The sequence below is a fragment of the Bartonella sp. PS7NMGDW genome, from assembly GCF_042193585.1.
In the GTDB taxonomy this organism is placed as follows: domain Bacteria; phylum Pseudomonadota; class Alphaproteobacteria; order Rhizobiales; family Rhizobiaceae; genus Bartonella; species Bartonella grahamii.
This window is the reverse complement of sequence record NZ_JBHILX010000002.1, coordinates 1-13,005: the sequence shown is the minus strand read 5'-3', so window position 1 is coordinate 13,005 and position 13,005 is coordinate 1. Positions and strand designations below refer to the sequence as shown.

The window sequence follows — 13,005 nt, the reverse complement described above, 5'->3', positions numbered from 1 at the left end:
TCAATGTCTTTTCCAAAAATTTAAAGCAGGCATTACCCTATTGTACATACCAATGCGAAACCAATACCCCAGAAGAGAAAGACATCCCCCCATAGCCATCATGAATGCCCCTAACCAAATACATATTACATAAGGCTTCCACCATACATGCACAACAAGACCCCGATTATCGATATGTCCTGGTACAATATATAGCTGCGATAAGCCATGATTTTTCAGACCAACTTCTGTTGTTGATGTATTTTGGCTCGAGTAAAATCGCTTTGAGGCTGTTACATGACCCACAATGTTTTTATTTTCATATATTTTAAAATAAAACTCCATTGCCGAATAATTCGAACCAACATCATCATACACTGCATCAAAATGAAGCGTTTTATCCGCTATCGTCACCCTATCCCCTACGTTCATGATTAAAATACGTTCTTGCCCAAAACTTGCCACACAAACAATACCAAATAATGTAACACCTAATCCCATATGTGCTATTGCTGCACCAAAAGTAGACCATGGCAATCCAAGAAATCTCTTAACGCGTACTGAAAAAGCTCTCTTGCCATATCCACTCTTTCCCCATAGATCCGCTAAACTGCCTAAAAAAACAAACGCTGAAAGCCCAATCCCTAAAACGGCAAAAATATCACGCACAGATGTCGCATAAAATATTACAAAACAGACGATACCAACCAATACAAAAACAAACCATAACCGTTCAAAAACTGCAAGAAAATCACCGCGTTTCCATGCCATCATTGTCCCAAACGGAACAAACAACAACAGCAAAACCATTAGCGGTCCACAGGTAAGGTTAAAAAAAGCAGCCCCTACAGAAATTTTTTGTCCTGTTAATATCTCAATAAAATAAGGATAAAGCGTACCAATCAATACTGTTGCTGTTATTGTTGTTAGTAACAAGTTATTTAAAACAATAAACCCTTCACGTGAAATTGGTTGAAAAAAATTTCCTGTTTTTAAAATAGGGGTGCGCAAAGCAAAAAGAAGAAAAGCCGCTCCTGTAAAAAACAATAAAAGTGCAAGAATTGCTTGCCCCCGTGCTGGATCAACAGCAAAACTATGAACAGAAACTAAAAGCCCCGAACGCACAAGAAAAGTTCCCATCAGAGAAAGGGAAAAAGTAAGCAGCGCTAAAAACAAAGTCCAACTTTTCAATATTTCTCGTTTTTCGAGAACAAGAGCAGAATGTAAAAGAGCCGTTCCTGAAAGCCAAGGCATAAACGAAACATTTTCAACAGGATCCCAAAACCAATAGCCCCCCCATCCTAGCTCATAATAAGCCCAATAGGAGCCAACCATAATACCCAATGTCAAAAAACACCAAGAAAGTAAAAGCCATGGACGAATCCCACGCGCCCAAATTCTATCAACATGTCCCACAATCAATGCCGCAACGGCAAAAGAAAAACAAAGTGAAAAACCGACATAACCTAAATAAAGTAGCGGTGGATGAATTGCTAATGCGATATCTTGTAAAAGAGGATTGAGACCATTTCCCTGTAATGCTGGTGGATTCACACGTAAAAATGGGTTGGATACAAAAAGAATAAATAAAAGAAAAGCACTTGTAATCCAACTTTGGCAAATTAAAACAAGCGTCTTAAAATCTTCTGGAAAATGTTGGCTAAAAAAGGCCATCAATGCACTAAAAAAAGCAAGACTTAAAACCCATAACAACATAGAGCCTTCGTGGTTGCTCCAAACACCTATAATTTTATAGAGCATCGGTTTTTCTGAATGAGAATTTTCAACAACGTTCAAAACAGAAAAATCAGATACGACATAAGCATAAATTATCACTAAAAAAGATAAAAGTAGTAATGTAAAAGTGATATATGCTAGAGGAACAGCTGTTTGCATTAACAAACGCTCTCTCCACCAAACACCTAAAGCAGGTAAGAACGCCCCTAATAAGCTTACTGAAAATGCTGCAGCTAAAAAAATATGACCCAGTTCGACAAGCACAATCGAATTATTTCTCCATACTGTAATATTTTTTCAAACGATCAGCTGTTTCTTTAGGCATATAAGTTTCATCATGTTTTGCTAAAATACGCATCCCTATAAAAAAACCCTGTTTATCAAAATGCCCTTCTACAATCACTCCCTGACCTTCACGAAAAAGATCCGGTAAGGCACCGTTGAAAACTACTTTTTCATGTTTTTTGTTATCCGTTACAAAAAAAATAACGCCTCTCTCTCCAACATATTGAACGGTTCCCTTTTCAACAAAGCCACCCAAACGCAAAGGGCGCTCCGTTAAAATATCTTCTCTTGTAATTTCAGAGGGCATTCTAAAAAAACTGACCGCATGACGCATTGCATACACTATGAGACTTGCTGCAATTGTCATAACCAAACAACATAATAATATGATCAGTAAGCGCCTTTTTTTTCGCTGCTCTAAAATAACCTTCCATGAGGCAGAACTCTTTAAAGATTGACTGTTCATAGACACTCTGCGAAAAAAGTTTAAATACGTTATAATTAAGTATCAATATTTTATTTCTTAAGAGCTTTGCACATCTTCTACACAGGTGCAAGATTTCTTTTCTCTGTATGCTCACGCGATAAATCACGTAACTGAATCATCATTTTTTTAACACGTGATTGTCCTGAAAAATTTTCAGGCATTGTATCAAGAAAGCTTTGTAAAAATTGCACTGCCTGCGCAGTTTTTCCTGCTTGATGCAATGCATCGGCCAACAACAAACGTGGATAAAAATCTGTTGGCGCTAAATCTGCTGCTTTTTGAAAAGCATTTTGTGCTTCTTGTGTTATCACTCCCCCTTCATAACCAACCAATGCTAAACCATATCCTACAAGCCTTGGAGCTGTTTCTCCATTCAAACGAAGTGCGTCTAAATAAGTATTCACAGCCTCTTGAAAAAGGCTTTCTTCGAGATACCCTACCGCTAACGCATCTGCTAGCTTGCCATCATGAGGTGCACGGAAAAAAAGCACTTGTAAACGAATAAGCTTTTCTTGCTTACTAAGAGTTTTAGGATCCTTATCCATTAATTCGCTAAAAAAATAACTTTTCACTTCTGGACTGCCTGTCAGACCATAAATATTCCATGTCATAAGAAGAACAAATAAAATACTTAACGCCTTAAGAATATTTCTTTTTTTATAATGCATATAAAGCTTGTTAAACTCAATCGTATGCTTATGACTTCTATAACCATCCACGGTTTGAACTTTCCATTCTTTCTTTATATCATCGTCAAAACGTAGTGAAAGAAAAAGAATACTTGCCAGAAAAGTCAGAAAAAATGCTGCAAAAATTAATAAAAGCATATCATTTTTTTCCAATACGCACAGAGAATGACTCGCTTACATTTTACCATCTTCATGAGAAGAGTGATGTGAATTGATAAAAATTCATTTTTTCATGGAAAATATTATAAATATCTATCATATATATCAATTAAGCAAAGAAACTAAAAACAATGTTTCCCTACTCTTTATGTATTATCTGAAAATACTGCTTTACAAACTTTATAGACATTTCTTGCTTAAGGCGAAAATATGTTATTCTCCCATCTTAGGTAATAAAACTTTTGCATACAACCCACCCAAATCAGAACGTGATAAAAAGAGCTTGCCACCATATTCACTAACCATATCTGAAACAATTGCTAGCCCTAAACCTGCCCCTAGTTTACTTTCATTAAACCGCCGCCCTCTTTTTAATGCTTCCTCCATTTTGTCTTCTGTTAAACCAGGGCCATCATCTTCTACAAAGATACTAAAATATTCTGTTTCTTCAACATTTTCTTCTAAACAACAAGAGATCAAAACCTTTGCTCGAGACCACTGAGTAGCATTTTCAATCAAATTCCCTATAATTTCTTCTAAATCTTCCTTCTCTCCAGAAAAAACAATATCATCAACATCCATAATAAATTGAATTTGTTTTTCAGGATTAAGCTTTTTCATAACCCGCACTAAACGTTCAAGCACACTGCGAACAGACGTATGATAGACAATACTATCGCATTGTGCTGCAATCCGCGCACGCTGAAGATAATGATTGATTTGAGCTTGCATTATTTGCGTTTGCTCTCTCAACAAACAAGCCTTTTCTCCGCGCATCTTATCTGTCTCATTCATAATCACGGATAGAGGCGTTTTCAATGAATGAGCAAGATTACCAACCTGTGTGCGAAATCGCTCAATAATACGCTGATTATTATTAATGAGAGCATTCATCTCTTGTACAAGCGGCATTACTTCGCTTACTAAATCCGTATTCACATAGTGAACTTTTCCTTCGCGAATATCATTCAATGCGCGTCGAATAAGCTTCAACGGTTGAAAACTAAAGAAAATAATAGCAATATTAATAAGGACACTCCCGATACCAAAACTCCAAAGAAAAATTTGCAAAGTTCGCTTAAATTCCTTTACCTGGGCATGAGCTTCATCGATATTCCCAACAAGCCGAAAACGTGCAATATGATTTTCATTATCAAGAACAACATCACTCTCAATCACTTGTAGCTTTTGACCATTGTTCCCCTTTATCCGATAAGAGCGAAAGAACTTATTGTCAAAAGGTATATCAACATCACTTGGTGTAAATATCTCGCCTGTTCCCAATGAGGGGGATGTCAATCTTCCTTTTAAATTATGGGATATCGCAACAACTTCCCAATACCATCCTGTTGTTGGATCAGAATAACGAATATCATCAATCCCAGCCCCTCCTCTCAAAGTACCTTCCGATGACACCGTCACTGTTGCAATAAGACTGTAGAGTTGAGCAGAAAGAATACGCTCTAGGCTTTGTTCAGTTGAACGTTTATAAAATAAAATACTTACTGCAGAAATCGATAAAAGAGAAATAACAACCCATAATGTTGATAAGACCATAACACGTAAACTGAGAGATCGAGTAATTACAAAAAAGAACCTCCTACACCAATTATTCTCTTCGAAAGTATTCATTAATCACCTAGCGTTCTCACGCGATACCCCATTCCTCGAATAGTTTCAATCAAATCCACTCCAAGCTTTTTCCGTAACCGACCTACAAAGACTTCCACCGTATTCGAGTCCTTATCAAAATCCTGATCATAAAGATGTTCAGTAAGCTCTGTTCTTGAAATGACCCTATCACAATGATGCATGAGATACGAAAGTAGTCTGAATTCATAAGATGTTAGTTTAATCAACTGACCATCCACAAAAACACGAGACGTCTTCGTATCCAACAAAACATTTCCGCAACATAATGCACTTGTCGCATGTCCCGTAGCGCGACGAATTAATGCCCGTAAACGCGCCATCACTTCCTCCAAATGAAATGGCTTCACAACATAATCGTCAGCCCCAGCATCAATACCGTGCACCTTATCAGACCAACGGTCTCGCGCTGTTAGCATTAAAACAGGCATGGAGTGCCCTTCTTGACGCCATTTTTCAACAACACGAATACCATCAATCTGCGGTAAACCTATATCAAGTATCACCGCGTCGTAAGACTCTGTGCTACCTAAAAAATAAGCCTCTTCACCATCGAAAGCACTATCGGAAACATATCCTGCACGTCTTACAGCTTCTACTAATTGATGGTGAAGATTCCGATCATCTTCAACGATTAAGATACGCATCACAACACCATCTGCCAAAAACTAATCAGCAGGAACAAAAAACTCAACACGACGTAACTTTTCACCATTACGGGCTGGTACAACAACTACAATTGCACACATGTCCTTTCCGTCCTGAACTACCGATTTTGAACGGACGAGAACCCCGCTCTCTTGCGCGGCAACCTTCTTACCTACTTCAGCACACCCAGAAGCTAGAACAGAATCTGCTCCTAAAAAAGCTGCTATTATTACAAACAAGAATTTTTTTTTCATCATAAATATTTCAATAACCCATCTCTTCTTTTCCTTGATAAAGAATAAAAGAAATAATGTTTTTTTTGGGTCGACTTAAAAATCACAAATGGAAATAATTTATCCTCTATCTTACAGAAGAACACATTAATATTATTCCAAATTTTTAAAAACTCAAAATAAAATATTTTTAATAATGAGAATAAAATTTATTCAATAAAATAATAAAATCTTAATACACTATCTTACGAAAAATGAATAATTCTAAAATAAACTCTTTCTCTGTTAGCACTATAGCAAAAAAATACTTCTACTCCATATAATTATTGTAGATTTGTTTGGTTGTATTTCTTTGCCATAGGCTCTCTTTAAATGTTTGATTTTTTTAAAAAAAAGAAAAGGCAACATCGTAAGCCATTTCACAGTCCTGCTCTCATTGAATTAGACGCACGATTAGACACAGCGCTTTATCACATTCGTTCTGCTAACAGTTTTTTCTGGAAAAAGGCAAAAATCGTCTCACAAAATTTTCATCTTCAAGGATGGAAACGTTTTATCGTTGAAGTTCTCGATGAAATACTGACATTAGGGTTGATGGGATTTACTCTTTTCACTATTTTAGGCATTTCTATTTTTGAACTGACCAAAACAGATTGGTCTTCTCCTAAAAACTTTTCCATTCTTTTTCTAGATCGCTATGGAAATTCCATTGGGCACCGTGGTGCATTGCCAGCGATCTCTGTCCCCGTTGAAGAAATGCCTGACACTGTCATTAAAGCGGTTCTTGCTACAGAAGACCGTCGTTTTTTTGATCATTGGGGTATTGATTTTCAAGGACTTACACGGGCAATTTCACAAAATATGCAAGCTAACGGTGTGGTGCAAGGTGGCTCAACTCTCACACAACAATTGGCTAAAAATTTATTCTTAACAAACGAGAGAACCATAACACGTAAAATCAAAGAAGCTTATCTTGCTCTTTGGCTAGAAGCAAATTTTAGCAAAAAACAGATTTTACAACTTTATCTTGACCGGGCCTATATGGGAGGAAATAATTTTGGTATTGCCGCAGCGGCAAAATTTTATTTTGGAAAAAACATACGTCATATATCCTTAAGTGAATCTGCTATGTTAGCAGGACTCTTTAAAGCTCCAACAAAATATGCTCCTCATAGTCATCTCTTTGCGGCTCAAACACGTGCCAATGTAGTCCTTTCTAATCTTGTTAATAGTGGCTTTATGACGAAGAGCCAGATTATCAATGCGCATCGCCACCCTGCTAGGGCACTTCCCCAAATAGAAAATAATCAGGCTGATTATTTTCTTGATTGGGCATTCGAGGAAGTCAAAAAAATGCGTAATCAACTTCCAAGCCATAGTTTAATTATTCAAACGACCCTTGATCCGAATATTCAAAAAGCAGCAGAAGAATCAATTGCATATCATTTACATCAATATGGTCAACAATATCGCGTAACACAAGCTGCCACTGTTATACTCGATAATAACGGTGCCGTATGCGCAATTGTTGGAGGACTAGATTATAAAAAGAGTCAATTTAACAGAGCAACACAAGGCGGACGGCAAACTGGTTCTTCATTCAAACCCTATGTTTACGCAACCGCACTGGAACACGGACTGTCTCCCTCAACAATCGTTCTAGATGCTCCCATCAATTGGGGGGGGTGGACACCAAAAAATAATTCTGGTCGTTATTTGGGGAAAATTGATTTAGCAACAGCTTTAGCTTTTTCCATTAATACAGTCCCTGTGTATCTCACCTATCAATATCTTCACCGCGATACCCAACCCATCATAGATCTCATCAAGAATATGGGGATTAACGCGCATATTTTATCACACAAAACGATGGTTCTTGGCACTTCCAACATGACCCCCATGGATCAAGCTACAGGCTTTAATGTCTTTGCGAATGGCGGGATAGCTGGTAATCGTCATGGGTTTACACAAATCAAAACAATTGATGGTCGTGTCGTGTGGGATCTCGAACATAACGGAAAAAAATTACACCGAGTTCTGAGTGAACAATCAACAGCTTATATGAACCAAATGATGGTGGGTGTCACAACACGAGGGTCTGGTAAGCGTGCTGCTCTGCCTATGACTCTTGTCGCTGGGAAAACTGGAACATCACAATCCTATCGTGATGCTTGGTTTGTTGGCTTTACTGGTAATTATACTGGAGCGGTATGGATGGGAAATGATAACTTTTCACCGATGAATCGTGCTTTTGGGGGTGGAGTCCCTGCCATGATATGGCAACGCATCATGCTTGCTGCACACCAAAATATTATGCTCAAACAACTCTATGGTGTTAAAGATTCTCTTCTTCCTTATCATCCCCCAATACTTTCCTCCCATGTAGATTCTGAATTTTTTCCCCCAACACCCTCTACGCTTTCTCCTGAAACATTGAATATTGTGCGATTGATTAACAAAGATCTGAAAAAACCATCTGCAATTTCTTTGAAGATGAAAACAACTGGAGATTCAACATTTTGAATTCAAGATATTCACTGATGTTTTTTAATATCACCATTTTCTTTTTTATCTTCGCTTTTTCTATTTTATGTGGAAAATTGAGTGTCGATTATGTGCTCAATTCCTTTCATCATTTTGGACTCTTTAGAATTGGAAAATGGAGTGCTTATCCACAAATGGGAACCGCCAATATGGATCCCTATACCCGCGCCCGCACCGCTAAACAAGGCATTGTTTCACTCGGACGTACTGAAGGTATACAATTCCAGATTTGGCAAGATAACCAAGGGCGTCCACTCCACCCTCGCTGTGATTATTTGCTCAAAGGCACCATTCCTGAAACCCGTCTTTTTACCCTTTATACAGCTGACAAATCCCTAAAGCCCTATACTTCATCCAAAGAAATACCTTTTGAACTCCACACGAACGCTATTACTTATGAGCATGATGGCTCATTGCGCATCAATATTTCACCTACACCGCAAGCCGGCAATTGGCTTGCAACAGTTAGTCAAAAAGAATTCGGGCTTATTCTTACCTTATACGATACCCCAATCATCTCTGCAACGGCATTACAAAAGCTTACAATGCCATCAATAGAACAAATTCCATCAGGACAAATAAATTGTGACTAGATTCATTTATATCGCACTTCTTGCAATCATTGGCGCTATTATCGTTCATATTTGCGTTCTCTTTCTCATCCCCTATTGGGCACAAAATAATATATGGACAGCACTTAAAAAATCCGGCGCCCCTTATCAATTTGTTGCTTTTACTCCCGATAATCCTATTCAACAATCTGCTGATCCACTCTTTCTTCTTAAAGTCTGCAGATTTAATCTTGAAAATGGACCTGTTCATTTAAAAGCTTTGAAAACACGACAATTTTGGTCACTCGCTGCTTACACACACAAAGGAATTATTTTCTATAGCCTTAATGACCGAACAGCCCCTGATAATACACTCGATCTTATTATTGGAAAACCAATACAAATAATAGAACTCAAAAAATCAAAACCTAAAATAAATGCTAATTCAGTTTTGGTTGCTAAAAATTTGAATGAAGGTTTTGTCATTTTACGTATTTTTGCCCCTTCTTCACTTGCAAAAAAGGAAAGTGAAGCTTTCCTTTCATCTGCGACCTGCCGCATATTTTATGAATAAAAACGGACTAATCTCTCATTTGTACAACACCTTACTTTCTATACAAAATCAACAAAGCATATAAAAATGGTTATCTTTTTTCTCTATTAATCGAATACTCGAATTCAAGTTTGTCTGATTGTAGATCCCTCAATTTTTTATTGAGGTAGAATGAAATCTCTATTGCACATCATCATATCCTATTTGATACGCATTATCTGACAGAAAAAACTCCCCGCAATCAGAAGAGAAAAATCAAGAGTAAAGTTCTAGAAAAATATGCTGTTAACGACTGTAAGCTTGCTATTTGAATTTATTTCTTTTTATTTACAAACGTTTCCATAAAGTTCGCATCAATGACATGATAAACTATAGAAGAAATACTGATTACCTTCCATGAAGTGCGAAAATAATCGCTGGAAACTTATAAGACATTATGCATCCTTGACCTCAAAAATAAGTGCTTTATTTTTCTCTTATAAGCAGAAGCTTTTTGTAAGATAGGCACTCTGAAAAAACTTGGCTTATAGTTTACAATTGAGGGGAAAAAACTTCATGAAGAAGAGATATGTTCGGTTCGTTTCAAGAGCAGCAGTATGGTCCCCTCGATTTGGTGGATTAGCGTTCTTTATTTTATTATTTTCAGTCATTTTACAACGTTTTTCCGTCATTAACGTAACCGACTTCATAATTTTGATCGGAATCTCTACCGGCTGTGTGATTATTTCTCTTTTTCTTGCTTTAAAAGCACTTTACAGCTTATGGGTCTATGGAGCCCTAGGGGGAATGAAAGCTTTAAAAGGGATCATTTATTCACTCATAACGGCTACACCACTGATGTTATTTTTTGGACTTTGGTTTACCTTACCGGCTCTTTACGATATTTCTACCGATACACAAAGCCCGCCGGCTTTTTTTCGCACAATACGTCCCAGCGATGCTTTACCGCTCAAAAGTGTTTTGACTGAACAAGAAACATTACAGATGTCACAATGGCCAGAACTATCGGGGCGCCGTTATGATGGTTCACCTGACCGTATTCGCGAATCTGTTCTTAATGTTTTAGCAGCCTATGATTGGCCTGTTGTGGCTCAACGAGAGTTTAAAGGTGAAGAAAATGCGCTTTATATTGAAACGAGAGCAAAAACTTTTTACCTTGGGTTTATTTCGGATATCGTGATACGCTTAACTGATGAAGGGGATACCACTTTTGTTGATATGCGTTCTGCTTCTCGTTATTTGCCAAGAGATTTGGGGACAAATGCTGCTTTTATTATCGATTTTATGGATGCACTTGATACGGAAATCGCGTCACTTCCTCTTTCTCAAGATGATGGATAAAAATCAAGAGAGATAAGGCACTTTATTTCATAAAAATTGCTTATTTTTCAATAAATATGACACATAAGAAGAGAATCACTTTTCAAAAACTATAAACTGACAATGCTTATACAAAAGACAATAATCTCAAAACTACTCATTCTTTAAATAATTAAAAAGATTCAAAAATAGGAAATAAAAAACAGAACTCTTGATGACAATACTGATTTAAAGTATCTATCCCAATGTAATCAGTAAAAATTTTTTAAAGATAAATATTATATAAAAATAATAACTTATTTTTTATAAATAACTCTACAAATAACACCTTATAATTATATTTTAAAATAATATAACAAATTGATTTTATATTATTTTAAAATTCCCATATATTTAACTAATAAACTTCCAGAATAATATATTATAAAAAATATAATTGTTGATAATATTATTCTTTTTATACTCCAGTTCTCACCTTTAAATCTATTGAAAAAAAACATGAAAAATCCAAATGCAATTGCTGTCACTAAGGAACTAATAAAAGTATACATAACAAAGAATCCAAAATAAAATATCTATTATCATAAACAAAAATATCCCTGAAATCAGTTTAGCCATAGCTTTAAAGTATGTTTACAATATCACTGATCTCAGAAATATCTTACTAGCTATTTTCTAAATAAATTAGAAACAGCCTCCCTCTACTTTACGGATGACATTGTTTGTACTTATCTATCAAACCGTTAGCAGTTCCTCCTAATCCGCCTCCTACTGCTCTAGGTAGACCAGCTACTGCACCAGCCCCTCCTCCTAATTACGGGCTCCCACGAGACCGTCTGTGCCTACTGTTGAGCATAAGAGCCTGCGCTACAATCATCTTCTTCTGGAAAAGCCAACTGTTTGGATGTGAGTTACTACTTTAATCATTTGATAAGCATGCTATTTAGCAAAAAATCAAATATAATTTGTAAAAATATATAAATTATAATAAATAATAAAATAATGATAATAACGTAATTCTATATTATTTTAAAATTCCTATATATTTAACTAATAAAATTCCAAAATAATATAATATAAAAAACGTAATTGTTGATAATATTTTCCTTTTTATACTCCAGTTCTTACCTTTAGATCTATTGTAAAAAAAAATTGAAAATCCATATATAAACGTTACCAATAAGGCGCCAGTAAAATTATTCATAACAAAAAAATCCAAAATAAAATATCTATTGTCTTAAACAAAAATATTCCTGAAATCAATTACCATAGCTTTAAAGTATGTTTACAATATCACTGATCTCAGAAATATCTTTATCGTTATTTTCTAAATAAATTAGAAACAGTGTTCTTCCACTTTACGGATGGCATTGATTGTACTTATCTATCAAACCGATAGCAGCTCCTAATAATCCGCCTCCTACTACTCTAGGTAGACCAGCTACTGCACCAGCAATACCTCCTATTACTTCTCCTATGATGCCGCCTGCACCTGCTGCTTGGGCATGAGCGCCTGCGCTACAATCATCTTCTTCTGGAAAAAGCAAACTTTTTGGATGTGAGTTACTAATTGAATCATGTGATGAGCATGCTATTTAGCAAAAAATAAACTATAATTTGTAAAAATACATAAATTATAATAAATAATAAAATACTGATAATAACTTTATTTTATGTTATTTTAAAATTCCCATATATTCAATTAATAAATTTGCAGCATAATATAATATAAAAAACCTAATTGTTGATAATATTTCCATTTTTATACTACAGTTCTTACCTTTAAATCTATTGTAAGAAAACATTAAAAATCCATATATAAACGTTGCCAATAAGGAGCCAGTAAAAGTATGCATAACAAAAAATCCAGACTGAAATTTCATCTACTTTATGAATGATTTAAGAGAGAGAGCAATAGAGTATAATTCAAATAATTATAATTCTATATATAAATAATTTTTATAAAATTCCCATATATTTAACTAATAAATTTCCAGAATAATATAATATAAAAAACATAATTGTTGATAATATTGTCCTTTTTATACTCCAGTTCTCACCTTTAAATCTATTGTAAAAAAACATGCAAAATCCAAATCCAATTGCTGTTACTAAGGAGCGAGTAAAAGTATTCATAACAAAAAAATCCAAAATAAAATATCTATTATCA

The 13,005-nt window shown here is 35.6% G+C and carries 12 protein-coding genes; 4 read left to right on the top strand and 8 right to left on the bottom strand.

Annotation, left to right across the window (positions count from 1 at the left end):
• From ACFIKJ_RS01300 to ACFIKJ_RS01275, 6 genes are all read right to left on the bottom strand, one after another.
• Positions 1-1,980 (bottom strand): heme lyase CcmF/NrfE family subunit, encoded by a 1,980-nt coding sequence (locus tag ACFIKJ_RS01300; protein WP_375625751.1) that lies wholly within the window; start codon positions 1,978-1,980, stop codon positions 1-3.
• A gap of 7 nt (positions 1,981-1,987) precedes the next feature.
• Positions 1,988-2,467 (bottom strand): cytochrome c maturation protein CcmE, encoded by a 480-nt coding sequence (ccmE, locus tag ACFIKJ_RS01295; protein ID WP_375625097.1) that lies wholly within the window; start codon positions 2,465-2,467, stop codon positions 1,988-1,990.
• Between the two features lie 77 nt (positions 2,468-2,544).
• A complete protein-coding gene (locus tag ACFIKJ_RS01290) occupies positions 2,545-3,315 on the bottom strand; it encodes a tetratricopeptide repeat protein (protein ID WP_375625749.1) in 771 nt (256 codons plus the stop codon).
• A 234-nt stretch (positions 3,316-3,549) separates the two neighbouring features.
• Positions 3,550-4,968 (bottom strand): ATP-binding protein, encoded by a 1,419-nt coding sequence (locus ACFIKJ_RS01285; RefSeq protein ID WP_375625099.1) that lies wholly within the window; start codon positions 4,966-4,968, stop codon positions 3,550-3,552.
• Entirely contained in the window at positions 4,968-5,633 is a 666-nt protein-coding gene (locus ACFIKJ_RS01280) for a response regulator transcription factor (RefSeq protein WP_375653230.1), read from the bottom strand. The genes ACFIKJ_RS01285 and ACFIKJ_RS01280 overlap by 1 nt, the downstream gene beginning before the upstream one ends.
• A 21-nt stretch (positions 5,634-5,654) precedes the next feature.
• Complete coding sequence (locus tag ACFIKJ_RS01275; RefSeq protein ID WP_375625100.1) at positions 5,655-5,891, bottom strand: hypothetical protein; 237 nt, start codon at positions 5,889-5,891, stop codon at positions 5,655-5,657.
• Between the two features lie 348 nt (positions 5,892-6,239).
• On the opposite strand from ACFIKJ_RS01275, the gene ACFIKJ_RS01270 reads away from it, so the two are divergent.
• The 4 genes from ACFIKJ_RS01270 (at position 6,240) to ACFIKJ_RS01255 (ending at position 10,856) form a co-directional block, all read left to right on the top strand.
• On the top strand, positions 6,240-8,390 hold the full coding sequence (locus ACFIKJ_RS01270; protein ID WP_375625746.1) for a transglycosylase domain-containing protein: 2,151 nt from the start codon (positions 6,240-6,242) through the stop codon (positions 8,388-8,390).
• A 17-nt stretch (positions 8,391-8,407) separates the two neighbouring features.
• On the top strand, positions 8,408-9,004 hold the full coding sequence (locus ACFIKJ_RS01265; protein ID WP_375651574.1) for a DUF1214 domain-containing protein: 597 nt from the start codon (positions 8,408-8,410) through the stop codon (positions 9,002-9,004).
• Positions 8,997-9,536 (top strand): hypothetical protein, encoded by a 540-nt coding sequence (locus ACFIKJ_RS01260; protein WP_375670167.1) that lies wholly within the window; start codon positions 8,997-8,999, stop codon positions 9,534-9,536. The genes ACFIKJ_RS01265 and ACFIKJ_RS01260 overlap by 8 nt, the downstream gene beginning before the upstream one ends.
• A 534-nt stretch (positions 9,537-10,070) precedes the next feature.
• A complete protein-coding gene (locus ACFIKJ_RS01255; protein WP_375670166.1) occupies positions 10,071-10,856 on the top strand; it encodes a DUF1499 domain-containing protein in 786 nt (261 codons plus the stop codon).
• A 1,337-nt stretch (positions 10,857-12,193) separates the two neighbouring features.
• Here the strand turns inward: ACFIKJ_RS01255 and ACFIKJ_RS01250 are convergent.
• On the bottom strand, positions 12,194-12,382 hold the full coding sequence (locus ACFIKJ_RS01250) for a hypothetical protein (RefSeq protein ID WP_375670165.1): 189 nt from the start codon (positions 12,380-12,382) through the stop codon (positions 12,194-12,196).
• Between the two features lie 412 nt (positions 12,383-12,794).
• Positions 12,795-13,005: hypothetical protein (locus ACFIKJ_RS01245; RefSeq protein WP_375670164.1), on the bottom strand; the 211-nt coding region annotated here is incomplete at its 5' end.

Coding starts and splice junctions, on each gene's coding strand:
- ccmE (WP_375625097.1), bottom strand. CDS start 2,467: ATGAACAGTCAATCTTTAAAGAGTTCTGCCTCATGGAAGGTTATTTTA.
- ACFIKJ_RS01290 (WP_375625749.1), bottom strand. CDS start 3,315: ATGCTTTTATTAATTTTTGCAGCATTTTTTCTGACTTTTCTGGCAAGT.
- ACFIKJ_RS01285 (WP_375625099.1), bottom strand. CDS start 4,968: ATGAATACTTTCGAAGAGAATAATTGGTGTAGGAGGTTCTTTTTTGTA.
- ACFIKJ_RS01280 (WP_375653230.1), bottom strand. CDS start 5,633: ATGCGTATCTTAATCGTTGAAGATGATCGGAATCTTCACCATCAATTA.
- ACFIKJ_RS01275 (WP_375625100.1), bottom strand. CDS start 5,891: ATGATGAAAAAAAAATTCTTGTTTGTAATAATAGCAGCTTTTTTAGGA.
- ACFIKJ_RS01270 (WP_375625746.1), top strand. CDS start 6,240: ATGTTTGATTTTTTTAAAAAAAAGAAAAGGCAACATCGTAAGCCATTT.
- ACFIKJ_RS01265 (WP_375651574.1), top strand. CDS start 8,408: ATGTTTTTTAATATCACCATTTTCTTTTTTATCTTCGCTTTTTCTATT.
- ACFIKJ_RS01255 (WP_375670166.1), top strand. CDS start 10,071: ATGAAGAAGAGATATGTTCGGTTCGTTTCAAGAGCAGCAGTATGGTCC.